The organism is Curtobacterium sp. AC272, assembly GCF_979258155.1.
Genome location: NZ_OZ409838.1, coordinates 1,814,725 through 1,840,107, shown reverse-complemented (window position 1 = coordinate 1,840,107; position 25,383 = coordinate 1,814,725). Strand labels below are relative to the sequence as shown.

26 protein-coding genes and 3 pseudogenes are annotated in these 25,383 nt (G+C 66.7%); 14 read left to right on the top strand and 15 right to left on the bottom strand.

The genetic code is table 11. From position 1 onward, the window contains the following. Window positions 1-80: 80 nt before the first annotated feature. A pseudogene (locus tag ACZZ0J_RS09440) lies at window positions 81-341 on the bottom strand (hypothetical protein); the annotation flags it as partial. Between ACZZ0J_RS09440 and ACZZ0J_RS09435 the strand changes: the two are divergent. Then, window positions 325-1,359, top strand: coding sequence for a LacI family DNA-binding transcriptional regulator (locus ACZZ0J_RS09435; RefSeq protein WP_463436433.1), 1,035 nt, complete (start codon window positions 325-327; stop codon window positions 1,357-1,359). The pseudogene ACZZ0J_RS09440 and the gene ACZZ0J_RS09435 overlap by 17 nt on opposite strands. 187 nt (window positions 1,360-1,546) lie before the next feature. Here ACZZ0J_RS09435 and ACZZ0J_RS09430 read toward each other — a convergent pair whose 3' ends face one another. From ACZZ0J_RS09430 to ACZZ0J_RS09420, 3 genes and pseudogenes are all read right to left on the bottom strand, one after another. Continuing rightward, complete coding sequence (locus ACZZ0J_RS09430) at window positions 1,547-1,852, bottom strand: fibronectin type III-like domain-contianing protein (RefSeq protein WP_463438167.1); 306 nt, start codon at window positions 1,850-1,852, stop codon at window positions 1,547-1,549. 114 nt (window positions 1,853-1,966) lie between these two features. Continuing rightward, window positions 1,967-2,950: pseudogene (locus ACZZ0J_RS09425) on the bottom strand (glycoside hydrolase family 3 C-terminal domain-containing protein); the annotation flags it as partial. Beyond that, on the bottom strand, window positions 2,835-4,166 hold the full coding sequence (locus ACZZ0J_RS09420) for a glycoside hydrolase family 3 protein (protein WP_463438166.1): 1,332 nt from the start codon (window positions 4,164-4,166) through the stop codon (window positions 2,835-2,837). The gene ACZZ0J_RS09420 and the pseudogene ACZZ0J_RS09425, both read right to left, overlap by 116 nt. A 387-nt stretch (window positions 4,167-4,553) precedes the next feature. Between ACZZ0J_RS09420 and ACZZ0J_RS09415 the strand changes: the two genes are divergently transcribed. The 3 genes from ACZZ0J_RS09415 to ACZZ0J_RS09405 all read left to right on the top strand — a co-directional run bounded on the left by ACZZ0J_RS09415 (window position 4,554) and on the right by ACZZ0J_RS09405 (window position 6,807). After that, window positions 4,554-5,480, top strand: coding sequence for a hypothetical protein (locus ACZZ0J_RS09415; RefSeq protein ID WP_463436431.1), 927 nt, complete (start codon window positions 4,554-4,556; stop codon window positions 5,478-5,480). A gap of 275 nt (window positions 5,481-5,755) precedes the next feature. Continuing rightward, window positions 5,756-6,094 carry a hypothetical protein gene (locus ACZZ0J_RS09410; RefSeq protein ID WP_463436429.1) on the top strand — a complete coding sequence of 113 codons (339 nt, stop codon included), beginning with the start codon at window positions 5,756-5,758 and terminating at the stop codon, window positions 6,092-6,094. Further along, window positions 6,091-6,807 (top strand): hypothetical protein, encoded by a 717-nt coding sequence (locus ACZZ0J_RS09405; protein WP_463436427.1) that lies wholly within the window; start codon window positions 6,091-6,093, stop codon window positions 6,805-6,807. The genes ACZZ0J_RS09410 and ACZZ0J_RS09405 overlap by 4 nt, the downstream gene beginning before the upstream one ends. 47 nt (window positions 6,808-6,854) lie before the next feature. Here ACZZ0J_RS09405 and ACZZ0J_RS09400 read toward each other — a convergent pair whose 3' ends face one another. The 4 genes from ACZZ0J_RS09400 to ACZZ0J_RS09385 form a co-directional block, all read right to left on the bottom strand. After that, the gene (locus tag ACZZ0J_RS09400; RefSeq protein WP_463438165.1) at window positions 6,855-6,995 is read right to left on the bottom strand and encodes a DUF2750 domain-containing protein; all 141 of its coding nucleotides are present in this window, start codon (window positions 6,993-6,995) and stop codon (window positions 6,855-6,857) included. Next, a complete protein-coding gene (locus tag ACZZ0J_RS09395) occupies window positions 6,938-7,252 on the bottom strand; it encodes a DUF2750 domain-containing protein (RefSeq protein ID WP_463436425.1) in 315 nt (104 codons plus the stop codon). Before ACZZ0J_RS09395 ends, ACZZ0J_RS09400 begins: the two co-directional genes overlap by 58 nt. A 230-nt stretch (window positions 7,253-7,482) precedes the next feature. Continuing rightward, on the bottom strand, window positions 7,483-8,814 hold the full coding sequence (locus tag ACZZ0J_RS09390; protein ID WP_463436423.1) for a DUF1214 domain-containing protein: 1,332 nt from the start codon (window positions 8,812-8,814) through the stop codon (window positions 7,483-7,485). A gap of 241 nt (window positions 8,815-9,055) precedes the next feature. Beyond that, window positions 9,056-9,802, bottom strand: a complete 747-nt coding sequence (locus tag ACZZ0J_RS09385; protein WP_463436421.1) for a TetR/AcrR family transcriptional regulator — start codon at window positions 9,800-9,802, stop codon at window positions 9,056-9,058. Between the two features lie 84 nt (window positions 9,803-9,886). Here ACZZ0J_RS09385 and ACZZ0J_RS09380 point away from each other — a divergent pair, with 84 nt between their 5' ends. The 6 genes from ACZZ0J_RS09380 (at window position 9,887) to ACZZ0J_RS09355 (ending at window position 14,370) form a co-directional block, all read left to right on the top strand. Then, window positions 9,887-11,032 (top strand): FAD-dependent oxidoreductase, encoded by a 1,146-nt coding sequence (locus ACZZ0J_RS09380; protein WP_463436419.1) that lies wholly within the window; start codon window positions 9,887-9,889, stop codon window positions 11,030-11,032. Between the two features lie 934 nt (window positions 11,033-11,966). Continuing rightward, the gene (locus tag ACZZ0J_RS09375) at window positions 11,967-12,290 is read left to right on the top strand and encodes a YegP family protein (RefSeq protein ID WP_463436417.1); all 324 of its coding nucleotides are present in this window, start codon (window positions 11,967-11,969) and stop codon (window positions 12,288-12,290) included. Between the two features lie 88 nt (window positions 12,291-12,378). After that, entirely contained in the window at window positions 12,379-12,618 is a 240-nt protein-coding gene (locus ACZZ0J_RS09370) for a DUF2188 domain-containing protein (RefSeq protein WP_463436415.1), read from the top strand. 238 nt (window positions 12,619-12,856) lie between these two features. Then, window positions 12,857-13,027, top strand: coding sequence for an SDR family oxidoreductase (locus ACZZ0J_RS09365; protein WP_463436413.1), 171 nt, complete (start codon window positions 12,857-12,859; stop codon window positions 13,025-13,027). Then, window positions 13,027-13,686, top strand: a complete 660-nt coding sequence (locus tag ACZZ0J_RS09360) for an NAD(P)H-binding protein (protein WP_463436411.1) — start codon at window positions 13,027-13,029, stop codon at window positions 13,684-13,686. Before ACZZ0J_RS09365 ends, ACZZ0J_RS09360 begins: the two co-directional genes overlap by 1 nt. A gap of 54 nt (window positions 13,687-13,740) precedes the next feature. Continuing rightward, on the top strand, window positions 13,741-14,370 hold the full coding sequence (locus tag ACZZ0J_RS09355) for a LysE family translocator (protein WP_463436409.1): 630 nt from the start codon (window positions 13,741-13,743) through the stop codon (window positions 14,368-14,370). A 19-nt stretch (window positions 14,371-14,389) separates the two neighbouring features. On the opposite strand, the gene ACZZ0J_RS09350 is transcribed toward ACZZ0J_RS09355, so the two are convergent. Then, entirely contained in the window at window positions 14,390-15,988 is a 1,599-nt protein-coding gene (locus ACZZ0J_RS09350) for a CoA transferase (RefSeq protein ID WP_463436407.1), read from the bottom strand. Window positions 15,989-16,135: 147 nt separating this feature from the next. On the opposite strand from ACZZ0J_RS09350, the gene ACZZ0J_RS09345 reads away from it, so the two are divergent. From ACZZ0J_RS09345 to ACZZ0J_RS09335, 3 genes are read left to right on the top strand one after another with little or no spacing between them, the layout of a single operon-like run. Next, window positions 16,136-16,546, top strand: coding sequence for a MarR family winged helix-turn-helix transcriptional regulator (locus tag ACZZ0J_RS09345; protein WP_463436405.1), 411 nt, complete (start codon window positions 16,136-16,138; stop codon window positions 16,544-16,546). After that, window positions 16,533-17,990, top strand: coding sequence for an ABC transporter permease (locus ACZZ0J_RS09340; RefSeq protein ID WP_463436403.1), 1,458 nt, complete (start codon window positions 16,533-16,535; stop codon window positions 17,988-17,990). Before ACZZ0J_RS09345 ends, ACZZ0J_RS09340 begins: the two co-directional genes overlap by 14 nt. Before the next feature lie 26 nt (window positions 17,991-18,016). Then, the gene (locus ACZZ0J_RS09335) at window positions 18,017-18,649 is read left to right on the top strand and encodes a TetR/AcrR family transcriptional regulator (RefSeq protein WP_463436401.1); all 633 of its coding nucleotides are present in this window, start codon (window positions 18,017-18,019) and stop codon (window positions 18,647-18,649) included. A 106-nt stretch (window positions 18,650-18,755) separates the two neighbouring features. Here the strand turns inward: ACZZ0J_RS09335 and ACZZ0J_RS09330 are convergent, their stop codons facing one another. The 6 genes and pseudogenes from ACZZ0J_RS09330 to ACZZ0J_RS09305 all read right to left on the bottom strand — a co-directional run bounded on the left by ACZZ0J_RS09330 (window position 18,756) and on the right by ACZZ0J_RS09305 (window position 24,574). Next, the gene (locus tag ACZZ0J_RS09330) at window positions 18,756-20,315 is read right to left on the bottom strand and encodes an acetyl-CoA acetyltransferase (RefSeq protein ID WP_463436399.1); all 1,560 of its coding nucleotides are present in this window, start codon (window positions 20,313-20,315) and stop codon (window positions 18,756-18,758) included. Then, on the bottom strand, window positions 20,312-21,325 hold the full coding sequence (locus ACZZ0J_RS09325; protein WP_463436397.1) for an MBL fold metallo-hydrolase: 1,014 nt from the start codon (window positions 21,323-21,325) through the stop codon (window positions 20,312-20,314). The genes ACZZ0J_RS09330 and ACZZ0J_RS09325 overlap by 4 nt, the downstream gene beginning before the upstream one ends. 3 nt (window positions 21,326-21,328) lie before the next feature. Further along, a complete protein-coding gene (locus ACZZ0J_RS09320) occupies window positions 21,329-22,159 on the bottom strand; it encodes a crotonase/enoyl-CoA hydratase family protein (RefSeq protein WP_463436395.1) in 831 nt (276 codons plus the stop codon). Further along, entirely contained in the window at window positions 22,156-22,761 is a 606-nt protein-coding gene (locus ACZZ0J_RS09315; protein ID WP_463438164.1) for a CoA transferase, read from the bottom strand. The genes ACZZ0J_RS09320 and ACZZ0J_RS09315 overlap by 4 nt, the downstream gene beginning before the upstream one ends. Before the next feature lie 29 nt (window positions 22,762-22,790). Continuing rightward, window positions 22,791-23,399: pseudogene (locus ACZZ0J_RS09310) on the bottom strand (CoA transferase); the annotation flags it as partial. 272 nt (window positions 23,400-23,671) lie between these two features. Further along, window positions 23,672-24,574, bottom strand: a complete 903-nt coding sequence (locus ACZZ0J_RS09305) for a CoA transferase (RefSeq protein ID WP_463436393.1) — start codon at window positions 24,572-24,574, stop codon at window positions 23,672-23,674. 62 nt (window positions 24,575-24,636) lie between these two features. On the opposite strand from ACZZ0J_RS09305, the gene ACZZ0J_RS09300 reads away from it, so the two are divergent. Continuing rightward, window positions 24,637-25,371: a TetR/AcrR family transcriptional regulator gene (locus tag ACZZ0J_RS09300; protein ID WP_463436391.1), complete on the top strand. Its 735-nt coding sequence runs from the start codon at window positions 24,637-24,639 to the stop codon at window positions 25,369-25,371. Window positions 25,372-25,383: the final 12 nt, after the last annotated feature.

Sequence of the window (25,383 nt, the reverse complement as noted above, 5' to 3'; positions counted from 1 at the left end):
AGTTGGTAGGCGCCTCGGCCGGACTGGACCGCCAGCCCCGCTTTCCGCAGTGCGACGAGTGCGCGGTGGACGGTCGGTTTTGGACTGCGAAGCGGCGTCGACAGCTCGTCCAGAGAGGCCCCGTCCGGGTGCTTCGCGAGTTCGACGAGCACGGCGAGAACGCGGTCGGCCCCGACGACCCGCCCTGGCTCCTCTGACAACGAACTGCTCCGATCCGCCCCTTGCACGTCACTGCTCGGAATCCTATGCCGAATACCGGAACGCGCGGGTCGTCGTGTGTGAAGATTGCTGCCTGTTGGCGCTCTGGACAGGTATGAATGGACTGTGAAGCCCTCGACCATCTACGACGTCGCCCGGGAAGCGGGCGTTTCCCACCAGACGGTCACCCGTTACCTCCGGGGCTACGAAGGCATTCGCGACGCGACTAAACAACGCGTTGAGAAGGCGATCGCCCGGTTGGAGTACCGACCGAACACGGCTGCGAGGCAGCTCCGGCTTCGAACCACAAACCGCGTTGCTGTCCTCGCGGACCGCATCGGTCAGGGCGGCCCCGCCCTGATCGTTCGTGGGGTGACCGAGCGTCTGCAGCAGCGCGGCTACGTCAGTGACATCATCGCTGTGGATGGTCAGGACCTTGCGTCTGTCGACGCGGCTATCGACCTCGCTACCGAGTACCAGGTGGCGGGGATCCTCGCGACGGCGCAGACAGACATCGTCCTCGACCGCCTTCGGTCGCGTCCGATCGCTGTGCCGATGGTGATCGACGCGCAGATCGTGGATCCGATCAGCGGGGAGCTGGTAGGGCAGCTCGCGGGCGTTGAAGCGGCCCAGCACCTGCTCGAGTTGGGCCATCGGAAGATCGGCTACGTGGCAGGCCCATCCGGCTGGCTCGCTACTCGCGACCGACAGAACGGATTCGTCTCCACCGTCGAAGCAGCCGGCGCCACCGTCGCCTGGGTCCGCGAAGGGGACTGGACGGGGGCCTCCGGATACAAGGCCTGGCAGATGCTCGATGAGGACGCCAGGAACATCACGGCGATCGGTGTAGCGAACGACACGATGGCGATGGGGATCATGGCGGCGCTTTCCGACGACGGCCGCAGCGTACCCGACGACGTGAGCGTCGTGGGCACCGACGACACGGACGAAGGGCGATTCGTGCGCCCCGCGTTAACCACGGTGCAGCTCGACTTCGAGGACGAAGGACGCCAGATCGCGCAGCGACTCGTCAATGCCATCTCTGACAGTCGGAGTGGTGAGGGCGGAGGAGAGGCATTCGATGAGGTGCTCCATCCCCCGCGGCTCATCTCTCGAGCCTCGACAAGCGTGGTGTCGGAACTGGGTCGTCCTGGGACGTGATCCGCCGTCTGGAGGCCACCGGTCCGCCTCCTGACCGGGCAGCTGGGCGGCGCGGGAGTGCCTTCATCCTTCCCACCGCGACACGGGCGGCATGAAGGCCCCGGGTCTGCTCAGGACCCGCGAGCAGCGCTGGCCGGGAACGGGAAGGGCACCGTGCGGACGACCATCCGCACGGTGCCCCGTCGTTTCAGTGCTGCGCTACCGTCAACAGGGCCGTTGCTGCCAGGCTCCGTTCGGAGTCCCCGACCGAGATGGTTCGACCCGCCGTCGCCGACTGCCAGTTGCTCGTGCCGGTGTCCCAGTACCGCAGCTGTTCGCTGTCGATGTGGACGCTGACGATCCCGCTCCTACCGGGCGCGAGCATGATGTTCCCGTAGCCGCCCAGCGCGTGCTCGGCGAACTGGGCGTCGTAGTGACCGCGCGGAGCCCCGAGGTAGAACTGTGGCGTCGCCGAGCCCGTCCTCGCTCCCGTGTTGCGGACGCGGACCGACACGGTCGCGCCCGAAGAGTCCGGCCTCACCTTGAGGTGCGAGTACTGGAACGAGGTGTACGACAGCCCGTACCCGAACGGGAACAACGGCGTCTGTCCGGTCTTGTCGTCCCACCGGTAGCCGACGTAGATGCCCTCACGGAAGTCGAGCGACCCGTCGCGTCCCGTGAGCGCTTCCGGCGTAGCGGACACCGGGCCCTGCTCGGGACCAGCCGGGAACGTCACCGGAAGGTGACCGGACGGGTTCACGTCGCCGTACAGGACCTGCCCCAGCGCGGTACCGAAGGTCTGCCCGGGGTACCAGGCCTGCACCACGCCTTGCACGTTCTTCAACCACGGCATCAACACAGCGCCGGCGGTGTTCAGCACGACGATCGTGTGCGGGTTCGCTTTCGCGACGGCTTCGATGAGCTGGTCCTGGTCTCCCGGCAGCTCGAGGCTGTCGCGATCCGCGCCCTCGCCCGATGCGAAGTTCGCCAAGACGATCGCGACGTCGGACTTCTTGGCCGCCGCGACGGCGGACGGGATCTGGGACTGCGACGGTGTCTGCCAAGCGAGGTTGATGCCGTCGTTGCCGAAGGAGTTGCTGACGCTGGTGTACGAGACGGAGAGGTGCACGGGTCGCCCAGCGTGAAGCCGGATCGTGCCCTGAGCCGGGTACGCCACTCCGCTGCCGAGCTGTGAGGTGGGTTTCTTCGCGTCGATCACCGTCCGACCGTCCACACTGAACGTTTCGTCGCCCGAGACGAGCGAGGTGAACCGGTAGAGACCGGTCTCCGTCGGCGTCAAGGTGGTGGTCCAGCGAGCCGAGTACGGAGCCGTCAGGCCGGTCGGGACCTGTGTCAGGTTGATCGACGGGTCCGTGCGGGTGATTGTCGGAGTGCCCTGTGGAACCGCCGAGTCCCAGTACTGCGCAGACCAACCACTGCCGCTCCCGGTCGTCGGGGCGAGGGAGTCGCCCGCGACGAGGTCGGTCGCGGCGACGTCACCCGCAGACCCCTGCGCCTGGACGATGGTCGTGCCAGGCCCCGCCCGCTTGGTGATCCCGGCCAGCGGGGTGGTCGTGGTCGCGGCGGAGACGGGCACCGATGGTCCGCCTCCTTCGACGTACACCGCGTCCATCCCGGACGGACCGATGACAGCCACGGACTTGTCCCGGCTGCTCTTGAGGAAGTGCGTCGTGGGTGTTCTTCAGCAGCACCATGCCCTTCGCCGCGACTTCCGTCGCCAGCTGCTGATGCGCTGCGGTGCTGATCTCCGTCTGCGAGACGGGTGGGTGGTCGAACACCCCGGAATCGAACAGTGCGTAGAAGATGCGCTGGTCGCCGTCGTTCAGCGCCGACAGCGGGATCTGCCCCGACCTGTACATGTCTGCGGTCCGCTGCTGGTTGCCGTCGTCGAAGCCGGCGATGTCGACGCCGGCGATCGCCGCGAGCACGGCGTCGCGCTGTGCGGCCAGGTAGTCGGGGATCACCAGACCCTTGAACTGGCTCTTCAGATCGCCCAAGAGCTGCGGGTTCTGGCACGCCTGTTGCCCGTTCACCTGGTTGTACGAGCACATCACGGAGTCAGCCCCGCCGTTCTTCGTGGCCGCGACCACCGGCGCCTCGTAGATCTCGTGCAGTGCCTGTTGCGGGATGTTTTCGTTGATCGCAGGGGTGCGGTAGCCGAGTGTGACGGGGACGGTTCCGCCTCCAGGCACGTTGTACTGCAGGACCAGCGGCCAGTCGCCCCCTTCGAAGCCCATGCGTCCGTACTCCTGCGTGTTGGCACCGAAGTGCTTGACCGTGGTCATGACGTCTTGCGACTTCGCGCCGTCGATCTCGGCGCGGGCCGTGGTGCCGATCAGGTACGGGTCTTCGCCCAGGTTCTCCGCCTGCCGGCCCGACAGCGGCTGGCGGGCCACATCCGTGGCCGGACCGAGCCAGATGCCGTCACCGTTCGCTCGCGTCTCCTGCGCCACGGCCGTGCCGTACCGGGTGGCGAGGTCCGTGTCGAAGCCCGCAGCGAGGTCCTGCGCGGAGGGGAATGCGGTCGCTCCCACCGCCGCGATCCCGCTGGGTCCGTCGTGCGAGGCGAGGATCGCCGGGAGACCGTACTGCACGAGCGGGTGGAAGTTGTCGAGCGCGACGTCGATCTTCTCCTCGAATGTCAGAGCGCCGAGCAGGGCTGTTGCACGTTCTGTCGGCGTTTTCGAAGTGTCACGCCACGGTTCGTCGCTCGCAAACGCGGCGGTGCTCAGCGAGCAGACGGAGCCGACGACGAGAGCGCCGACCGTGACGCCGGCGGCGAAGCCGCGTTTTATGTACTTACGCATGAATCTCCCTTGATTTCCGTAAGCGCCGCTGTGCGGACTTGGTGGCGATGTTATCGACAACATTTTCTGGCCGCAAGGGAGGCGACATGCTCGCCCGAACACTGGGAGCCTGGTTCTCCCAGTTTTCCGAGTTCGTCGACTCCGGCCCTCGATCGTTGCGCAACGTTCACCGCATACCAGCGCTCGGCGGGAACTTCAGACTTCGTCCCACTCATGGCCGGCGGTCGCCACTTCCCTCGGCCGGGGCGGTGTCGCTTCCGTCTTCATCGTGTGCGGGGCGCTCGGACTCGTCGGAGCCATGTTCGATGCCGTTGCAATCCGCGGTCGCGTCCATCCTCGTCGCCCTCGTCATCGCCCTGCCCTGTCCCTTCGTGAAACTATTTCCTTATGGGTGAAAGGTTCCGGCGGGAGGCGCTTTCGGGTCGGGTCGACGAGTTCAATGAAGTCCTTGCCGCCCGGTTCGGGCGGGTCCGATCGGAGCCATGCCCGGCGCGGTTCGAGCTGCGGCACGCCGGCGACGACGACGTCGCACTCACCCGCGCAATCTGCGATATCGGGCATGGCGGTCTCCTGCGCCCACGGGAGCACCACCTGATCCTGTGGGCGGGCGGCGGGGACATTTCCTACATCGCCTCCGACGGCACCGCGTTCACCGCCAACGAACGCGCGGTGCTCCTCCACGCCGAGGAGTCATACACGTACCGCGTCGAGGCGAGCCGCCTGACAATCCTGGCCGTGTCGGACCGGCTCCTTCGAAAGCACCTCCCCGAGCCGTGCCGCACTTCCGCTCTCACGCTCAAGTTTGACCGCGACGACCAGCACGTCGAGCTGCTTGAGCAACTCCTGCGCACGGCGAGCGCCACGATCATTTCGGAGAGCACCACGAGCTCGGTCCGGGAGACCACGAATGCGCTCGTCGCCGAGCAGGTCCTCCGCGCGTTCCCGCTCCACCCTCCGTCCGGCCGTGCTGCGCAGATCGCCGTGGCGATGGAGTGGATGCGCGCTCACGCCCACGATCCGATCACGGTTGCAGAGGTCGCCGCCGCCACCGGAATCAGCGTCCGAACGGTGCAGCAGGACGTCAGCGAGACGCCCATGCAATGGGTTCGCCGATATCGGCTCGAACAAGTGCACGACGAGCTTCAGCGGCGGCCGCGGGCACCACGGTCGGGTCCGTCGCTCGAAGCTGGGGCTTCGGGCATCTCGGACGGTTCGCGAACGAGTACGCGGCACTGTTCCACGAGCCGCCACGCACCACTCTCGCGCACGCAGCACGCGAGGCCTGACAAAACCCAGCCACCTCCGCGGTGCTGACGGGCGCTGACGCGCACCAGCGCCGACGCGCTGGTCTCGAACTCCGAGCCGTCGATGCCGCCCGTGGTCGTGTCCTCAGCGCTCAAGGAAGTCACCACACGCAGCGTCTGGTGAACGCCGTGCGGCTGCAATGCTGGCCAGCGGGTGCGTAAGACCGATCCAGAGAGAAGCGTCCGCCTCGTGTCCGTTAGCCGATCCCCACCTGCGACTACTCGGAGGCCGCAGGTACCGCTCCTGACGCGCTCGATCCCGTCGGCGTCAGCTACGGTCACCGCATGACCGACAGTGAGACGCCGAACGACGACGAGCGCGATGAGAGCGATGAGAGCGATGAGAGCGATGAGAGCGATGACCAGCTCGGCGGCACCGCACCGGTCCAGGGCAACGACACGGATAGCGCAACGCCTGCGCGACGCATCATCGTCCCTGGGGCCGGGGGCAATGCGGATGCGGGGGGCATCGTCGACAGGCTCGGTCTACTGAACTTCGACGCCAGCATGTTCGCGAACTTCACCTCGCTGTACACGCCGTCGATCGACTTCTCACGCTTCGCCGATTGGGGCACTCCCCAGCGCTTGCGGACCTCAGCCGGAGGATCGCCGAACAGACGATGACAAGCGCCCCCCTGTATTCCCCCGCCTGGTTCGAACCAATCGTCGACGCGCTGCGCGAGAGCACCAAAGGGTGGAACTTCCCAGACCTCGCGGATCTCGTCCGCCCCGCTCTGCCAGCGAACATCTTGGAAGCAGACATCGACTACGAGCCCGACGAGTGGATGACCTGGATTTCGGAAGGCCTCGTGATCGCGTGGGTTCCCGACGCCGGGACGCTTGAGCTCATCGCTGCAGCCGGCACGCCCGCGGGGCGTCGCTCGGCTGTATCGACACGTGCCGCCGAGGTCCTCGAGTCATGCGAAGTCCTCCTCGACCAGATCACCGCCGCCGACTACGTCCCGTTCGTCGAGCCTGTGCGGCGCGCGATCGCGGGGGTTCGCGCGGACTTCTCGGATCTCGCGCAGGCGTACGCAGCGAGCACGCTGGAAACGATCGTGGCGATGAAGTACGGCCCCCGGCGGTTCTTTCCCAAGATCGTAAGCGAGCACGAACAGGCGCGGCTCTTTCGAAGCGAGTTGCACCTCGCCCAGCTCATCGCCGTCTTTCAGAGCTTCACCGGAGACGACGTCCCGACCACCTTTAACCGGCATGCGACGGTGCACGCCGTCACACGAGGGAAGCAGTACTCCCGGCTGAACGCTGTGCTCGCGGTAGGCCACCTGGTCAGCGCGCTATGGAAGTACGAGCTCGACACCCGCGACGCGCATCACTAAGTGGATAGCGCCGAAATCGGGCCCGACGGGCGTCCGATGGACGATCGCTAGGCGATCAGTTGGGCTCGCAGCTCTTCTGGCGTCAGGTCATAGCCCGTCGCACGAGGTCCCGACCAGTTCAGACCTGCGATCAGCCCGTCCCTCTCGATTCCCGGAAGCCATCGGCTCTCGAAGTCAACGCGCGAGATCTCCAGGGGTCGAAACCCTTGTACGCCGGTACCTGTGCGATGACGCGCTCCGCGCGCGACCGCCGAGACCAGAACGGCATCGCCCGGCGACCATCGGCTGCCTTCGGTGCCGGTACACCGCTGTTGTCTTCGACCGTCCATACCGGGCCGTCGCTGCCGATCTCACGAAAGAACGACGACGCCTGTGCAGCACTGACACTCACACCACGAAACGAGCGCAGCCCCTCGTACCGATAGCCGATCGTTGAGCGAGACATCGATCGCGATCGAGCTGAGTTCTAGGCAGCTTCAGCATCACGACGAGTCGCGAGTGGCTGGGCCGACGCCTTCCGTTGTGGGCGGTGGTGCTGGTGTCAGCACGACGGGCACGTGCCGTCGTAGTGGCGTCCGGGTAGCCCCGACGAACCGGTGGGCGTCCGCGGTTTGCGCACTCGGTGCAGTGTCCCGGGTCGGAGTCTCTCCAATCGCCGTGTCGTGTTCGTCCTGTTCAGCGGGGCTGGACGTCGTCAAGGGTCCAGGTCTTCTGCAAGACCTCGGGGCCGACGCCGTAGAACCGGAACATCAACTCGAATGTGGGCGCACCCCCGGTCGGGACGTTGTTGGCCTCGCGGCCCGGCTCGACGTCGGGTCCGAAGTACACGTCGACGGAGCCGTCGTCATTCACGGTGAGACCCGGAGCCTGGGACGCGACGGAGTACTTGGTGTTGCCCTCGATGAGGGTGTGGTCGTCGCCGTCGTACGCGGTCACTGACCAGTACTGGGAGACAGGAACGCCGCCCGGGACTCGGAGCCGGTAGGAACGGTCCGAGCGCAGCAGCTCGTCGTTGCTGTCTCGGACCGTCACGAGGTAGAACTGGCCGATCCCGAGCCGCTTGATGCCGATGAAGGCCATGTGGTAGATCACGGCGCGGTCTGTATATGGGTAGACCTCACCGTTGGTGAAGTTCTCCGCCTGGCCCTGGATGAAGTCGCGCTGCGCGGGGAAGAACCAGTGGCTGCCCTCGGCGAAGTCCGGTTCGGTTCGGTAGACGGTCGCGAGCCATTCGTGCGCCTCCTGGACGGCGCGCTCGAGGACTTCGATCCGGGCGGCGTCGGGTGCGAAAGGTTTGCCGCGTTCGATGCCGAGGCCCCGCAGCATTTCCGCGAAAGCGCGGTCACGCGGCAGCCACACCTCGTGCTGCACGACACGGTCCAGTGCCTTCCAGAAGTGGATGTCGTACGGGATACGCGTATCGACGATCGTGCCGTGCAGATCGCGACGCGGCGTGGCAGCAGGATTCACGGCTTCGGAGAGCGGGTAGAGCCCGATCTGCTCGCAGTAGGCGAGCCCCGCGTCGAGAGTCTCCTGGTCGGCATGCGGGAGCACGGACCGGAGCAGTGCGTACACGCCGCTCGTATCCGACTGCAGCACGATGAACCCGTCCGGGATCTCGTCGGCGTACCCGGGCGGCAGGAGCAGGTACCGGCCGCCACGGCCCTCGTCGGCACCGAACGGGCCGACGTCCTCCAGTGGCACCTGCCAGAGGTTACAGAGACTGCCGTTGAGGACGTGCTCATCAGATCCCGGCGGAATGTCGACCACCACCGGACCGTCGGCGAGGTCTACGAACGCCATGTAGTAGATCAGGTCTGGATTCGGCGTCAGCGTCTTGTTCTTCCAGTCCACCAGGCGTGACCAGTACAGGAACTCTCCACCGCCCTCCGGAGCGAGCACGTCGCGCATCACCTCGAAGTTCACAGCGGGCATGCCCCAGACCGCCGCTTCCACCGCGCGGCGGTACAGGCCCTGCTCCAACACGTCGCGCCGCATGTCGTCCATGTGTGGCCACCTTCCCGTCGCCGCCAGCTGTCGGAACGCTACGGTCGGCGCCCGCAGCAGGGAGCACCCAAACTGGGTGAGAACTGACGACGGGCACAACACGATGGGTGTCCCGTTTGCCGGTCGACAATTGAGACAAGGTCTAGCGGGCTTGACTCGGCAGTATCGAGCCCCACACGCAGCGCCAGGTCGTACTTTTGGCATCGCCGCTCGACCCCGTCGACGTTCGTCCTCAGTTGACCTATCCATGACCAAGGTTGCGGAGCATTCGCTCGAGGGTGAAGTCGAACCGTTCGTGGCCGGCCCCGGACGTCAGCAGGTCGGCGTGCCTGACCGTATTCGGGAACTGCTCGAGCGGAAGCATCCGCAGCCGCGCGGCGATCTCCGCGGGATCGATGGTCTCCTCCGGCACCCGGACGGCCTGCTCGCTCGCAGCCGATGCCTCGAGACAGTAGGCAATGACGTACAGGTGCGCTGCGTCGGTGGTCCACGCGGCGTCCTGCGGATCAGCGCCGCCGGCGAGGAGAAGCGAAAACAGTGCTTCCTGCAGTCGCAGCGGTCCGAGGTCCGCTGGCACCGCCGCCAACGCGACAGCAGCGACACCCGGATACGCGAGGAACTGGTCACGGAGCGCCACGCACACATCCACGAACTGTTCTCGCCAGCGCGATGGATCAACCTCCGGGAGGGCTACCCGGGAGCACAGTTCGCTGACCAACAAGTCACCGAGCTCCGACTTGTCCCGCACGTGCTGATACAGGGACGCCGGGCCTGTATCGAGCGCGTCGGCGACCGAGCGCATCGTGAGCTGCTCATATCCGCCGGACGCGACCACTACCAGCGCGGCGTCGATGATCCGCTGCCGTGAGATTGGCATGCGGCCGCGGCGGGTCGCCGGTTCACGGGCGTCCGACGGCGGCGGTGATGCGAGGAGCGCCTGCCACTGATCGCGGCTGACCAATCTTCGCGTCACACGTCGTCCTGCCATGGGGTGATCCTACCGCTTGACACGAACACAATTCGACTCGAACATTGTTCGTATCAAAACTATGACGTCAAGCGGAGGACTCACATGGCACCTGCCATCTCGATCATCGGCGCCGGCCTCGGCGGCCTCACCCTTGCCCGCGTTCTGCACGTGGCGGGCATCCACGCCACGGTCTACGAAGCGGAAGCCTCCGCGGACGTCCGTACCCAGGGCGGTCAGCTCGACCTCCACGAGGAAGACGGGCAACGCGCGCTCGAGATGGCGGGATTGACCGAGGAGTACCTCGGCATCATCCACCGCGGCGGCGGCGCACGACGCGTCTACGACACCGACGGCACCGTGCTGGTTGAAGTTCCGGACGACGGATCCATGTCCCACCCGGAGACGCTGCGCGGCGACATCCGCCGCATCCTGCTCGACTCCCTGCCCGCGGATGCCGTGGAGTGGGGCAAGAAGCTCCTCGCGGCGGTTCCCATCGGCGACGGGCGACACGAGTTGGCATTCGCGGACGGCACGACGGTTGACACCGACGTGCTCGTCGGCGCAGACGGCACCTGGTCTCGCGTCCGCCAGCTCGTCTCGAGCGCTGTGCCGGCCTACTCGGGGGTGAGCTATGTCGACAGCTACCTCCACGACGTTGCGGAGCAGTACCCGGACATCGCCGCCACGGTCGGCGATGGTGCGCTCTACGGGATTGTCCCCCGTAAGGGGTTCCTCGCGCACCATGAAGTTGGCGATGTCGTCCACACCTACGTCGTCCTGCTCCGGCCCGAGGGGTGGTTCGACGACATCGACTTCACCGACGCTGTCGCATCACGGACACGGATTGCAGCCGAATTCGACGGTTGGTCGCCGAAGCTCACCGCTCTCATCGCCGAGGGCGACGACGCCCCGGTCCTGCGGAAGATCTTCCAGCTTCCGGACGATCACCACTGGGCCCGCGTACCCGGCGTCACCCTCATCGGTGACGCTGCCCATGTCACCGTCCCCGGCGGTGACGGTGCGAACCTCGCAATGTTTGACGGTGCCCAGCTCGGCGAAGCGATCGCGGCGCACCCCGATGACATCGAAGCCGCCCTCGCGGCATACGAGGCTGTGATGTTCCCGCGGAGTCAACAGGCAGCGATCGCTGCGCACCGCACGATCGACACCATCTTCGGATCCGGCGCACCCGACGGCGTCGTCAACCTGTTCAAGGGGGTCCTCGCCAGCCAACAATCGAACGCCTGAGCGCGCGACTCACGTGTGCCGCGGGGAGCTCCGGTTCGAACCGCGGTTCGTGTCGGTTGCCCATCGACTATTGGACGCGTCAGTCGTACGCGCCCATGGAGTGTCGGAGGCGATCGATCTGCGCTTCGAGAGCTTCATAGCACTCGTGGTCGGTCGTACCATGCCCCCGATCACGTCCGAGATCGCTGCGGGACCTGTCGGTCATGTGCTGCATCAGTGGGCCGGCGGCGCGAGGATGGTCGACTGCGCCAAGGAAGGCTGCTGCGAGGTTCGTAAAGTCGCCGATCATGATGCGACGGCCGTCAAGCCGTCATCCACGGCCCGGCCGCCGCGACACGCCGACGGCGGGCGGTCCACACGTGTGGAGAGATCCCATCACAGGGTGTGGAGGAGTGTGGGAGGTGACGTCCAGACGGCCGGATTTCCGGGGTACACCAACCTGTCCACACTGTGGAGGACGTTGTGGAGAACTACACCGCTGTAACACTTTCCCTTGTGGTCGGGTGCGGTGTCGGGCACAAGATGTAGTTTGTTCCTGTGAGGGCGGTCATCCGCCCGAACAGCAACAAACCCCCGACTGGGTCTTCCAGTCGAGGGCTGTCACTGCACACGATGCGCGCCGAAGTTTCGCAGGCCCAAGCGCTCACCGTGGTTTTCCACACCAGATCGGAGTCACCACATGATCACTCTCACCGGCTGAACTCACTGTACCCACGAGGACCCAAATCGCGTCGCGGCGCCGCCCAATCTTGCGGTTCCGCCACCTCGCAGTTGGGCGTGTCGTCGGCCCTGTCTGCGGCACTTCCTCACGTCGGCTCCATCTTCTGAGCCGACCCACGCGGCCGTGCTCGCGCAGCCGCATCCTCTCGCCGCCGCTTTCTCGCGGCGTCTCCTTCGCAGACGCAGCTCTGCCAGTACGAAAGGAGAGGGCACAGTGACCCTCCGTTTCGAAATCAAGCCCACCCAGAACGCCCAGTGGTCCTGGTGGCTCTACGGCGCTAACAACGAAATGGTCGCTTGGGCGGGGGAAACGTTCGTCTCCTCCACCAACGCGCAGCGCGCCGCCACCGCGTTCAAGACCGGGTCCGTCACCGCGCGGTACGACGTGTACCTGGACACCGCTGGCAAGTGGCGGTGGCGGGCATGGCGCTCCAGTGACAAGGTCGCAGCCTCCGGCGAAGCGTTCGCGTCGGTCACCAACGCGCAGCGCGCCGCGACCAACGTCCAGATGAATGCATCCGTCGCCACCGGCGCGTAATCCCCACCGCATCATCCGGTGGTCGGCGGGAAACTCCTCGCCGACCACCTACACCGCCGCACCCCGCGGCAGGACGGAACAAACCACCATGACCAACTCCAGCGACCGCCACGTCGTCCAGAACCCCAATGGCGGATGGGACGTGAAGGCTCCCGGCGCAAGCCGCTCCTCGGCCCACACCGACACCCAGGCACAGGCCATCGACCGTGGTCGGCAGATCGTCGGCAACGCCGGCGGCGGCGAACTCAACATCCACGGCCGCGACGGTCAGATCCGGGCGAAGGACACCATCTCTCCTGGCAACGACCCGCGCAACATCCGCGGCTAGACCGCCTTGACACCCGACCAGGTGGCGCGGCGACCGCGGCGCCACCTGGTCCTCGGGGCAGGACGAGGCAGGAGAACCGCAGGCCTCGACGGCGCCGGTGGCCCCTACGCGACCGCCAAGGCCGCTCTCGGCGGCTACGGCCGTGACCTCGCGACCCGAACCGGGAAGCGCGGGATCACCGTCAACACGCTCGCCCCCGGCTTCGTGACCGATACCGGCTTCGTTCGAAGCGGGCGGCATGGGCGACAGCGCCCGGATGGTCGAGGGCGCGGCCAGTCGGACACTCATCGGCCGAGTCGGCACCCCGCAGGACATCACCGCAAGCGTCCGCTGGCTCCTCAGCGACGACGCCGGCTGGGTGACCGGCCAGACGATCGCAATCGACGGCGGCCAGAACATGCTCCGCTGATGAGCCGCGTCGCCGTCATCGGAGCCCACCGCCGCACCGGAGCGCACGTCGTCACGCAGCTCCTCGCCGCCGGACACGCCGTCGTTGGAACAGTCCGCGACCCCGAGCACGTCGCCGCTCTGCATGCGGACGGCGCGACGGGAGTCGTCGTGGATCTGATGACAGCGACCCCGGAGGAGCTGACGGCTGTTCTGACCGGTACCGACGCCGTGGTGTACGCGGCGGGGAGCGGGTGGGGAGACACCCGCGACCTCGTGGAGCGACTCGACCGCGACGCCATCATGACCGCTGCGGACGCATCCGTCGCCGCCGGCGTCGGCCGTTTCGTTCTCGTCTCCGCGCACCGCACCGACGAGGACCTCGGGGACCCCGTCGTCGATGTGCTCCTCCGGGCCAAGCGTACAGCGGACGCCGACCTCCGCGGCACCGTTCTCGGGTGGACGATCATCAGACCCGACGCTCTCACCCAGGGCGCTCAAACAGGAGGAGTCCACGTCGGGACGACCGTGCCGCACGGAGCGATCGCCCGCGCGGACCTCGCCGCACTCATCGTCGCCGTTCTCGCAGACCCAACCATGACCCACCAGCAGTTCGATGTCATCGGCGGAGACACTCGCACCGCCGACGCGATTAACTCGCTCCGAGGCTTCGTCGACTAGACGACCGGACAACGATCGGCTATCGGGATGGGCTCGCGCTCGTATCGTGGTGTGGTGACGATCAACTCAGCGCTTCTTGGATTTGCCGCCGTCGCGGCGGTCCTCACCGTTATTCCCGGCTTGGACACCACGTTGGTGCTCCGATCTGCGTTGACGCAGTCGCGGCGCCGTGCGACCGTCACAGCCCTCGGCGTGAGCGTGGGCGCGCTGGTCTGGGGAGCTGCTGCCGCAGTCGGTGCGGCGGCCCTGCTCGCCGCTTCCGAACTCGCGTACCGCGCGCTGACCGTCGTGGGCGCGGCGTATATGGCCTACCTCGGCGTGATGCTCATCGTCCGGAGCTTCCAGCACCTGCCCGCTGCCCTCGACCAGCTATCGGCACCGATGCCGCTGTGGCGTAGCTTTCTCACGGGGGCATGGACGAACCTGCTTAACCCGAAGATTGGCGCGTTCTACGTCGCCACGATCCCGCAGTTCATCCCCGAGGGCGCCTCGCACCTCGGGATGGGGTTGCTCCTGGCGGGTGTCCACGACGTTATCGGTCTGCTGTGGTTCGCCGGCATCATCTGGGGTGCCCAGGCGGCACGCCGCTGGCTTGCGAACGCTCGCGCGCTGAAGATCATCGATCGCACCGCCGGCGTCGTCCTCATCGGTTTCGGCGCACGCCTCGTACTCGAACGTCACTGACATCGCGGCAGCCCATCGGCTATCGAGACTCTGTACGCGGACCGAGTCGACGTGCCGACTTCTGTTCCGCCTTAGCTCGTCGGACGCGGGGTTCCGGCGAAGCTGCCGCCTTGGAGTGGTCCCGGCTTTGGGAGCCAGACGGGGCGTCCGCACCCCTGGGGGAGAGCACATTCGTGTAGTGGTGCGGTGTGCGCGACAGGGTGACCTGTTCGGTGACCCCCTGGTAAAGCCCGGCGGGCGTGACGGTGCGGAACAGTTGCGGGTCGATCAGCTGGTGCGTTTCGCCGCGGCCGACGGTGTCGCGCACGTAGTTCTTGTCGAGGGTCCCGAGGGACAGGATCCACATGGATGCTCGGTCGAGCGAGATGTGCACCTTGTATGAGCCACCGTCTCGTGCCCGTCGACGGAGCGCCTCCATGGCGCCGGTCGCCGCTAGCCAGGCAACGAGGTAGTCGTTGACGATGCCCGTCGGCGGGAGCTTCGGATCCTCGAGTGTGCCTTCCGCCGCGAGCATGCCGGTCACGGCACCTGCTGGCTGGTCGAAGCCGATCCGGTTCGCCCACGGCCCGGTCTCGCCGTGGGTGGACACGGTCACGTACACCAGGCCCGGTCGCTGTGCGATCGCGTCATCGACACTCATGCCGATGGAGTCGAGCAGGCCGGGGCGTCGGTTGGCGAAGAAGACGTCTGCGCCGCGAAGGAGTTCGTGCAGTTGCTGTTGTCCCTCGGGCGCTCGGACGTCCAGCCGTGTGGAACGCGCTCCGACGTTTGCCGTCGCGACGAGCGCGTCCTGCTCCCACTCGGTGGCGCGCCAGACTTGAAGGACGTCGGCGCCGAGCGAGGCGAGCGAACGCCCGATGCCCGCGCCAGCGATGACATGTCCCATCCCGAGCGCGCGAATGCCGGACAGAGGGGCCAGGCCGAACGGGTCGAAGGGCTCCGGCTCCGAATCGCCGATCCGCTCGATCTCGATGAGGGGCTTCGAGGCCAGGTGCTCGAAGACGGGTTCCTCGACGAATTCCTGGACACTGCGTACCTTGGCCATTACAAACCCGCCGGCCTCACCCATCTGCTCGAGTTCGTCGGCTGTGTGGTGTGTAAGCGCACGGCGGAGCGCCGTTGGGGTGTCCGCACAGTCGAGCGCCTCGAGCATCTGGCTCTTCAGTGCCGGGTAGACGTTTGCGGCCACGACGTGGCGGCCGTCTCCCGTGGGTTGTGGGTGGACGAGGAAACTGATCGACTTGTCGGCTGTCGCGGCCGGGTAGCCGTTGATCAGTTCCCAGCGTCGCTCGCTCGCGGGAGCGAGCCGCCGGATCGCCTGTCCGAGGTCGACGCTGATGTCCTGACCGACACCAGTTCGCTCCCGCCAGATCGCGGCTGCGACGACCGATTGCTGCATGAGCGCGAGCGCACTGGCGGCACCCAAGCGGATGCTCGACGGGATCAGCGGGTCCAAGCGGTCGAAGCTGATGCTCCCTCCGGTGTCCTCTGGGGTCAGGCCCAGGGGAGCGAGGATCGCGCGGAGCTCAGCATGGAGGTCAAACTCGTCTGTCGTCGCGCGGTTGGTGACGCCGGCGAGCAGCGCCGCACGAAGGCCAGCTGGGTTCGTGGTTTCCATGGTTCTCCCGAAGATGAAGGTGCCGGACGCGAGCCCGGTCTAGTTGCGTACGCTGCGCAACTAGTTTATACTAGCGCAGTGAATGAACGGCGAACGCGAGCAGAGGCCCTCCTGCACGATCAGATCTCGCAGCTCTGGAACCGACACGTGACTGCGGCCGCGCTGAGCGAGTCGGAGGACCGCCCGGACAACCTGACGCGGCTGATCCTCCGTGGACTCGGTCGCACCGGACCGATCCGCGCCAGCGATGTGGCAGCGGACCTCGGCCTGTCCCGTGCATCGATCAGTCGCCGCGTCGCTTGGCTCGAGTCCGACGGCTTCGTGCAGTCGGTTCCGGATCCCGACGACGGACGCGCAAGCTTGGTCTCCCTGACCATTGCAGGCCTGGACCGGCTCGACGAGTTGAACCGTGCCGGCGTCGACGGACTCCGCGAGCTCGCGGAGGAATTCACCGAGGACGAGCTCGAGATGTTCGCGAGCCTCCTCACCCGTTTCAACGCCCGGGCCAGTGCCCGCCGTGCCCGCCTTGAGCAGAAGAGACCTCATGACCACCACTGACACCCGACCCATCGGGTACCGCGCCCGCTACCGCGCCTGGTACGAGACGCTGCCACCGGCAGTGCAGATGATCGGCCTGCAGCTGTGGCTGCCGACGTTCTTCATCTTGGCGTTCGCGTTCTGCTACGTGTTCGCGTTCCACTCGCCCTCGTTCAAGAACGTGCCGGTCGCGGTCGTTGGGCAGTCCTCGGTGATGCAGCCCGTCGCGCAACAGATCCAGTCCGCGTCGAAGGGCGCCGTGAAGGTCAGCGTTATCGAGAGCCTCTCCGACGCGAAGTCCGAGGTCCGTCGCGGCGACATCGCGGCGGCGTATGTGCCGGAGCAGGGCAAGGCGACACTCGTGGTGGCCAGTGCGAACAGCTTCCAGCTGTCGAGCCTCGCACGGGAGTTCTTCCAACCCGTCGCTGCTGCCTCGAACGCGGTGCTGACCACGGATGACGTCGCGCCATTGCCGACGCGCGACTCGTTCGGGACCTCGCTGTTCTACCTGACGCTGTTGTGCACGATTGCCGGGTACATGGCGGCGATGTTCGTGGGCATGATGGGCGGTGGGTTGAAGCACTGGCAACGGTTCTCGATCTTCGGCGCGACGAGCATCGTGTTCCCGTTCATCGCGATGCTCCTGGCGCGATTCGTGATCCAGGTCGTCGACGGACACTTCTGGTCCATGTGGGCGATCGGTGCGGCGACGAGTTTCGCGGTGGGCTGCATCGTCAACGGGCTCGCCTACTTCTTCGGTCGGTTCGTCACCGCGGCTGCGCTGCTGTTGTTTGTGTTCGCGAACGTCCCGAGTTCCGGCGGTGCCTACCCGCCGGAACTGGTTCCGCAGCCGTTCCGGTTCCTGCACGACTTCGTGACGGGCACCGCGACAATCAATCTGCTCCGACGCGACGTGTACGGCGTCGGCCCTGACGCGTGGCACGGCTGGCTGCTGCTCGCGTGCTACGCCGCGGTGGGCATCGCGCTGGCGCTAGTCGGCAAGCCCTACTTCGTCGCCAAGGCGCGACGGAACCGTGCCCGTGGTCACCGGTCGATGATGATCACGGCACAGGTCGCGAACATGGCCCATGCGGGCTACGTCACACCGATCGCTGCTGTCCCGAGCGACCTGGCACCGCAGTTGGGGACGACGGTCGATCGGGAACCGGAGCGTGCCCTCACCGCACCCCACGCTGACGGCCCGGCCCACACAACGGCCACGGACGTCGCCGGGACGGAGGCCAACGCCGGGATGGTCTTCACCGCAACTGCGATCTCAGAGTCCGGTCCCGTCGAGCTGACCGTGAGTATGCACGGGCCAAGCGACCCTGCACACCATCGGCGTGGACGCCACGGCAACCACGCAGCTGCTCATGCGCAGCGCGACGGGGAGCGAGAGAACGAATTCTCCCCCGAAGAAGCCGACGGCGACGCCGTCGCCGCCGAGACCGGCGCGCTCGGCTGACTCCTCAGGATCTGGAAGGGCACGTCATGGATGCTCCGTCGGGACAACGAGTCGATCGCCATTTCGGCCTCCGTGAACGCAAGCGGATCGCGACCCGGCGACGGATCATCCTGGCTGCCCGTGAAAGCTGTCTCGCTCGAGGTCTGCCAGCCACAACGATTGAAGTGATTGCCCGAGACGCAGACATCTCCCCACGGTCGTTCTTCAACTACTTCTCTACCAAAGAAGCGGCACTCCTCGGACTCAGTCTGGAACCTCCGCACGAGGTCGTCGACAGTGGATTGGAGAACCTGCCGTCTGATCTGGCGTCTGCCGTGGTCCACGTCGTTTTCCTGATCCTCGGGAACGGCCTCGACGACGTGGACCCCGAGCTGCGTCGCCGGGTCCTCCGCCGTTATCCGGATCTTCTGGATCAAGCCCAGGGGTACTGGAAGGACGGCCTCCAGGCTGCAGCAGCGACCATTACCCGTCTCCTCGAACTGCGCGGCCAGGCCCACCAGTATGCGGCTGAGATGTCTCGGCCCCTGCTCATGCTTGCCGCGACCTGCCTTCGTGACGGCTTTGAGCAGGGTGATCGACTTTTCGTGGATGAAGAGGACACCGCCGGGCGCCTTCGTCGCGTCGCGACGCTCTTGGGCGGGCGTACCGGCACCTGCTGATCGCCGTCCAGGACGGCGCTGCCCTGATCGACTCGCGATCCCGCCCGCCGCGACCGTCACGGCCGGACGGGATCGCGATTGCGAGCTGCCCTGCTGAGTGCCGGAGTCAAGCGGCGGTGACCGACCGGAGGGTGTCCTCCAGGAGCGCGACGAAGTTGTGGGCCCCGACGTGCGCGGCGAAGAGGCGGCGCTCTTGAGGGTCCTCAGCGAGGAGCGCAGTGACCGTGGCGGTGTCGCCGGGGACCGTTGTGGCGATGAAGCGTCGGTCTTCGGCATCGCGACCGATGACGATGCCGATGGCGTCGCCCTGACCGTACTTGACGGTCGACGTCTCGATGGTGACCGGTCCGGTCGGGTGTTCGACGATCGGTACGGTCGGGGCCGCATCGAGTGCGTGTTGGGCGTCCTCGTCGGACGATGCCACCCATGGCTTGTAGGTCGTGGAGTAGACGGCTGCCGAGTACTTGCTGAGCAAGCCGCCGTTCGCTCCGACGAAGCCGAGGGTGCCTGGCCGCTGTCGCAGCCGGTGCACGGTCTCGACGACGGCGTGCATCGAGTAGTTGTTGCCGGCGCCACCGAAGAACGGGAGCCCACCGGTCAGTGTCAGCCCGCGCTCATCGACGTGGGAGAGGCCGAGTCCGTCGGTGATATTCAGGACCGCGATCGGGAAGCAGCTGTAGAGGTCGAAGGTGCTGATCGCATCGTTACTGGTACCCGCGCGCTCGATCGCCATCGCTGCGGCTCGCACGGATGCGGGGCTGGTCGACAGGTCAGGGCGGTTCAGGAGTGTTCGTTCGCAGAGGTCGGCGTGGCCGTGCAGATAAACCCACCGTGCTTCAGGAACGCCTGCTGCCCGTGCTGACGCGACGCTCGTCAACAGCACGGCAGCGCCTTGGTTCACCTGGTCGCGTGCGACCACGAACCGCGGGTACGGGTCGGCGATCATCCGGTTGCGTTCGGTGACGGTCATCAGGTCGTCCGCGTCCCGTCGAACCGGCGCGGCAGCGAAGGGGTTGGCCGCGGCGACATCGGTGAACGGCGCGAACAGTTCTCCGATCTCCCGCGCATAGTCCTCGCGGCTGTTCTGGTTCCGGAGCCGCCGCGCGGTGTCGAACAGAGCGTACTGTTCGGGCGCGCCGGTGAGCGCATGCTCACCTTGCGCCGCGTCGACGAGACCGTCCAGACCGTATCCTCGGTCTTCGAGGTCGCCATCGATCTCCTCGGAGAAGTCTGGAGCGTCTTCCCTTCCGACGAGCGCGCGCGTCGTGGAGATCGCCTCGGAGCCGAAGATCAGCACCGTTTCTGCCTCGTCGCGTGCGATGACGCCGGCGAATTCGGTGATGAGGTGTTGTGGGCTCTGCCCTCCGGCAACTTCGAGGACCGCTCGTTGAGGTGCGGCACCGATTCGGGCTGCAACGGACCGCGGGTAGTTGTTCGACTTGCCCAATGGCGCTGTGGCAACCGGGGTTGAGATCTCGAACTGCCGGACGCCGGCGACGGTGTCGATCGTGGCGGGATCGACACCGGCATCGAGGATCGCCGCTCGTGCGGCGTTGGCTGCGAGATCGACGGCGCTCCAACGGTGGTACTCCGACGAGTCGATGGGATCGCTTACCTGGCCGACGCCGATGATGACGGGGGTGCGCGGATCGATGGTGTCGCTCATGCGGCTGCTCCTGAGGTCGGTCTGGGGATCTGCGTGGCGCGGACGTGGTCGATGTGCATCTGTGTCTGCGCGAGCGCGGAGTACAGGTAGAAGCCGCGCATGTTTTTCCACCCTGCCGTCCAGGTCAGGGACGACGCGACGTCCCATGTGGTCGCGTCAGGATCCGTCTGCATCACCGCCATGACCTCGTCGGTGCGGCGCTGATGATGGCGGCGGTGTTGGTCGACGCGCTGCAGCAGACCGGTGAAGCGGAAGTTGTGTCCGGGAAGGACCTGGTGGTCGCCGAACGGGGAAAGCAGGTCCAGGCTGCGCTGGTAGTCCCCGACTGGGTCATCCCCTGCATCGCGACCACCGAGTCCGATGCCGGGGTGGAGCGCGGGCAGGACGTGGTCACCACTGAACAGCAGCTTGTCGGCGGCTAGGCGGAAACAGACGTGCCCGGAGGTGTGCCCGGGTGTGTGCAGGGCTTCGATCTCGACGTCGCCCGCATCGAATCGGTCGACCGTGCCGTCGAGGAGGACGTCACTGTGAACGACGGGTTCGTCTGGACGGAGGCTCGCGCGGAGGCTCTTGATCTCGCTGCGTCGATCGTGCGGCACAGCCCAGACGGCGAGGTCCGGGCCGGCCGTCGCGCGGCGCCGCTCGAGCGCGTCGGCTTCTGTCCGGTGCATCACGACACGAGCGCCGGTCTCTTCGCGGAGCGCGTCGGCGAGGCCGAGGTGGTCCTCGTGGAGATGTGTGATCAGGATGCTCGCGACCACACCGTGTGGGCCGATGTGGGCGATGGCGGCGCGGAGACGTGCGCGGTTCTCCTCGGAGTCGAACCCGGGATCGATCACATGGACCCGTCCGTCGTCGTCGAGGAGGAGGTAGCTGAGGGTGTACCCGAGTCTGCGCTGGTGGCTCGGCAAGGCGAGTGGGCACGCCCACACGTTCGCGGTGATCTGCTCCAGTGGGGGAACTGTGCCGTGTGCTGTGGCGTCAGCCTGGGAAGCGCTGGTCGGCAGCATGGGTCACTGGCCTCGCCACTCCGGTGAACGTTTCTCCGCAAATGCCCGCATGCCCTCCTTCGCGTCGTCGCTGCGCATCACCGCCGCCGTCTCGTCGGTAGTTCGGGTCCAGTCCTGGTCCTCGGCAGGCACCCGGCCGTCGATGATCCCAAGGGCGATGCGCTTCGTGGTCTGAACAGCGAGCGGCGCGTTCTGACAGATCGCCTCGGCGAGCTCAACCGCGGTCTCCTGCAGGCGATCCGCGGAGACGACGCGGTTGAGGAGTCCGAGCTCGAGCGCACGTTGCGCCGAGACCGGCTGCCCGGTGAGCATGGCTTCCATTGCGGCCTTCTGCGGGATCTGTCGTGGCAAGCGGAACGCACCACCGGCACCGGCGACGATGCCGCGTTTCACCTCGGGCAGTCCGAAGGTCGCGGTGTCGACGGCGACGGCGAGATCGCTTGCGAGCACGAGTTCGGTTCCACCGCCGAGCGCGAAACCATTGACCGCCGCGATGGTCGGCTTCGAGATGGCGTGCGCGACGTACCCGGCAAATCCCCAGCGTGCAAGGCGTGGATCATCGGTGGTGAGCTCACCTCGGGCGGCAGCCTTGAGGTCCGCGCCGGCGCAGAACGCCCTGTCGCCTGCTCCGGTGAGGATGACGACCCAGACGTCCGGGTCTGCTTCAGCCGCGTCGAGCGCGGTGCCGACGCCGATGGTCAGATCCATGTTCACGGCGTTCCGCGCGTCAGGTCGGTTGAGTGTGACGGTGAGCACGTGTCCACTCAGACTCGTCAGCACCGTCCCGTTGCTGATCGTGGCGACGTCACCGGAGTGCGCTTCTGCGTTGGTCATGCTGCGGTTCCTTGCGTCGGTTGCGCCGCGGCCGAGGGGTGTTCTTCCACGGCGCCGGAAGCGATGAGTGCGTCGATCCGTGTGTCATCGAGTCCCAGGACGTCGCGGAGGACGTCGCGAGATTGTTCCGCCACGAGCGGTGCCGGTCGGAGCTGTGGTTCAGGCAGGTTCGTCGGGATCATGCCGTGGAGCAGCGTCGGGAGCGGCTCTGGGAACTGCGGCTGTGAGAGCACACCGAAGTTACCGCGTGCACGCAGATGCGCGTCGTCCTGCACCTCCTGGATGCGCAGCATGGGGGCCGCGGGCACACCGGCTGCTTGCAGTGCCTCGGCTGCGACTTCCGCGGTCCGTCCACGAGTCCAGTCGGAGAGCCCGCGGTGGAGTTCCTCGGCGGAGTCGGTGCTTCGTCGCGCTCGAGGAGACCCGTACCGAGGGTCCTCAACCCACTCCGCGTGTCCGATCGTGGTGGCCATGCGGCGGAAACGATCGTCGCCGAAGCCGTCGACGACGAGCCACTCGTCGTCGCCGAGGGCTGGGAACACTCCCTGGGCCCGTCGCCGCCGTGCAGGTCGCCGGCTGCGAGTTGGCCGGGCTGCAGCGATTCGCGGACGAGCAGGTCTGCCATGGCGCCGAAGATCGCGTCGACTTGCGCCGTGCTGACGCGGCCGCCTCGGCCGGTGCGGTACCGCCGCAGAAGGAGAGCCCCCACCGCTGCAGCGTTGAGCCGAGCGACGACGTGGTCGGGGAAGACCGTGATGGCGTCGCTGAAGCTGGACGGGTCCTCCGGGTACCGCCACAGCTCACTCATCCCGGCACTTGCACGGACCAGCGGGCCGTAGCCGAGCCGTTGTGCCCACGGTCCGGTGTTCCCGAACGCACTGGATTCGGACAGCACGATGCGTGGGTTCATTCCGCTGAGTTCATCCCATCCGAACCCGAGCTTCTCCAGCGTTCCCGGCTTGAAGTTGGTGAGCACGACATCGGCGCTCGTGACGAGGGAGGCGAACACCGCTCTGCCGTCGTCGGACTTCAGGTTGAGCCCGAGGCTGCGCTTGTTCCGGTGGCCCCAGGCCACACTCTCGCTCAGTTCCTGCCCGGTCGCGGACTGGCGGCTGCCGTCTGGGAATCCGGTGCTCTCGATCTTGATCACGTCAGCGCCGTAGTCGGCGAACAGCCGCCCGAGTTCGGCACCCACCACGATGACCCCGAGGTCGAGGACACGGAGTCCTTCGAACGGCATGTGCGGCGCGGGCGCAGGGAACCGGTCGCGAAGTGGCGGTACGGCCAGCTCATCGCCCTGGCCGACGGCTGGTGCGCCGGAGCGGATGCCCACGCGCACTCCATCAATCTCGAACCAACCAGCGGGTGCAGTCGCAGTGTGATCGCCGAGCTCCACGGCGGTGAAGGCGCCGGCGTCGATGAATGCAGGGTTCGTGAGGATCTCATCCGGCGATGCCAAGCCGACGACGGGAACACCGAGGCTTTGCCCTTGCGTGGTCGCCTCCTCGCGGGTCAGGGGGAGAACAGGCGCCCGATCATCGGATAGAGCGTTCCGGCGGCACGGAACCTCACAGACGTGGCGTCGTACTTCGGGTCCGAGAACTCCTCCGGCTGTCCCAACCACGCGAACATGCCGCGCCACTGGCGGACTCCGAGGACGCAGATGCGAACCCAGCCGTCCCGCACGGGGAAGATCGGGTACTGGTAGCTCACATCCGGACGACCACGGGGAAGGTCCCGCATGGCAGCGCCGGCGCGCGCACTCCCAGCGATGCCGAGCCCCGGGTCGAGGATGTGCACCAGGGCTTCCAGGACGGAGAAGTCGATGAAGTCACCGACGCCGTTCACGGCTCGCTGCGTGAGGGCGAGCGTGACCAACCAGACCGCCTGCGACGCCGCTGCCTGGTAGGCGAGGAACTCGGGCGGTAGCAACGGTTCCGCGAACCGGGGAAGTCCGGACCGAGCCAGAAGCCCAGCCAACGCAAACTGCACCGCAGGACTACCGACCCAGGCGGCACGGGGACCGGTCATGCCGAAGTCCGTCATCACGATGGTGACGAGCCCCGGGAACGCGTCCAGCGTGGCGCCACGGTCCAGGAACGGCAGCGCCGAAGGATCGGCTCGCGCACCATCGAGCAGCAACACGTCTGCGGTGGCGACCGCAGCGCGGACGGCATGCTCGTCTTCGGCAACCGTCGAGCGCTTGTTCGCGTTCCAGACGGTGAACGTGGCGCTCACCCCGTCGATCAGAACACCTCCGGAACGACCAAGCGATCCTCCTCGAGGCTCCACGAGCACCACGTCCGCTCCGAGGTCCGCCAGCACACGTCCCACCGACTGGAGCGGACCGGTCGAGAGATCAATGACCCTGATGCCTGCCAGCGGCAGGTCGGGTCCGTCAGCGGTTTCAGACATGGGCAGTACTCCGTCGTACTCAAGGGTTGGGGTGGTCACTGACCGTCGCGACCCGTTGTGGGATGCCCGACCACGCGAGCTGTGACGACCAATTCTCCGATTTACGGACCATCTTGTCCGAAATGGACGTTAGCCCTACGATCGAGGGAACGCAAGGAGGCCGGATGAGCAGCTCGCCAGGGCGTCCTCGTGCTGCGGACGCCGCAGATCGGGTCACTTCCGCTGCCATAGCCCTGTACGGCGAGCGTGGGTGGCAAGGCTGGTCGATCGGCACGGCTGCCCAGCACGCGGGATTGGGGAAGTCCTCCGCGTACCTCCGGTGGCCGACCAAACAAGCGCTTCTCCGAGACGCGATCAACCGGTTCGCCCCTCACCCGCTCGCGGTCGACACAGGGTCCCTTCAACAAGACCTCATCGAACTCGCAATCGAACTCCACCAGACCCTCACCGGGCCAGGCGGAAACGCAATCCTGCGGCTCCGGATCGACGTGTTGAGCACTCCCGAGCTCGACGAAATCGAAGCAGAAATGCGCGAAACGCAGGTGGACGCTGCGCGTGCCATCGTCCGGCGCGGCGTCGCTCGCGGGGACGTCCCTGCGTCCACGCCCGCAGGCCTGCTGCTCAACGCCATCCTCGGTGGCGTCTTCAACTACGTCAGCACCACCAATGCTGGAGATGATCCGGCCCGACACGCCGCGGAAGCCGAGGAATTCTGCCGACGGCTTGTCGACCTCGTCCTCAGCGGAGCTGCCGTTGTAGCTGCTCACCGAGCAAACCCTCCCGAGCTGCGCGCGTGACGCGACTCGTCC

Excerpts from the sequence above, each read along its gene's own strand:
- ACZZ0J_RS09350 (WP_463436407.1), bottom strand. The coding sequence starts at position 15,988 with ATGGAAACCACGAACCCAGCTGGCCTTCGTGCGGCGCTGCTCGCCGGC.
- ACZZ0J_RS09395 (WP_463436425.1), bottom strand. The coding sequence starts at position 7,252 with ATGTCTCGCTCAACGATCGGCTATCGGTACGAGGGGCTGCGCTCGTTT.
- ACZZ0J_RS09325 (WP_463436397.1), bottom strand. The coding sequence starts at position 21,325 with ATGCTGCCGACCAGCGCTTCCCAGGCTGACGCCACAGCACACGGCACA.
- ACZZ0J_RS09415 (WP_463436431.1), top strand. The coding sequence starts at position 4,554 with ATGGGTGAAAGGTTCCGGCGGGAGGCGCTTTCGGGTCGGGTCGACGAG.
- ACZZ0J_RS09380 (WP_463436419.1), top strand. The coding sequence starts at position 9,887 with ATGGCACCTGCCATCTCGATCATCGGCGCCGGCCTCGGCGGCCTCACC.
- ACZZ0J_RS09340 (WP_463436403.1), top strand. The coding sequence starts at position 16,533 with ATGACCACCACTGACACCCGACCCATCGGGTACCGCGCCCGCTACCGC.
- ACZZ0J_RS09335 (WP_463436401.1), top strand. The coding sequence starts at position 18,017 with ATGGATGCTCCGTCGGGACAACGAGTCGATCGCCATTTCGGCCTCCGT.
- ACZZ0J_RS09305 (WP_463436393.1), bottom strand. The coding sequence starts at position 24,574 with ATGTCTGAAACCGCTGACGGACCCGACCTGCCGCTGGCAGGCATCAGG.
- ACZZ0J_RS09390 (WP_463436423.1), bottom strand. The coding sequence starts at position 8,814 with ATGGACGACATGCGGCGCGACGTGTTGGAGCAGGGCCTGTACCGCCGC.
- ACZZ0J_RS09385 (WP_463436421.1), bottom strand. The coding sequence starts at position 9,802 with ATGGCAGGACGACGTGTGACGCGAAGATTGGTCAGCCGCGATCAGTGG.
- ACZZ0J_RS09320 (WP_463436395.1), bottom strand. The coding sequence starts at position 22,159 with ATGACCAACGCAGAAGCGCACTCCGGTGACGTCGCCACGATCAGCAAC.
- ACZZ0J_RS09370 (WP_463436415.1), top strand. The coding sequence starts at position 12,379 with ATGACCAACTCCAGCGACCGCCACGTCGTCCAGAACCCCAATGGCGGA.
- ACZZ0J_RS09365 (WP_463436413.1), top strand. The coding sequence starts at position 12,857 with ATGGGCGACAGCGCCCGGATGGTCGAGGGCGCGGCCAGTCGGACACTC.
- ACZZ0J_RS09410 (WP_463436429.1), top strand. The coding sequence starts at position 5,756 with ATGACCGACAGTGAGACGCCGAACGACGACGAGCGCGATGAGAGCGAT.
- ACZZ0J_RS09300 (WP_463436391.1), top strand. The coding sequence starts at position 24,637 with ATGCCCGACCACGCGAGCTGTGACGACCAATTCTCCGATTTACGGACC.
- ACZZ0J_RS09360 (WP_463436411.1), top strand. The coding sequence starts at position 13,027 with ATGAGCCGCGTCGCCGTCATCGGAGCCCACCGCCGCACCGGAGCGCAC.
- ACZZ0J_RS09405 (WP_463436427.1), top strand. The coding sequence starts at position 6,091 with ATGACAAGCGCCCCCCTGTATTCCCCCGCCTGGTTCGAACCAATCGTC.
- ACZZ0J_RS09330 (WP_463436399.1), bottom strand. The coding sequence starts at position 20,315 with ATGAGCGACACCATCGATCCGCGCACCCCCGTCATCATCGGCGTCGGC.
- ACZZ0J_RS09420 (WP_463438166.1), bottom strand. The coding sequence starts at position 4,166 with ATGCGTAAGTACATAAAACGCGGCTTCGCCGCCGGCGTCACGGTCGGC.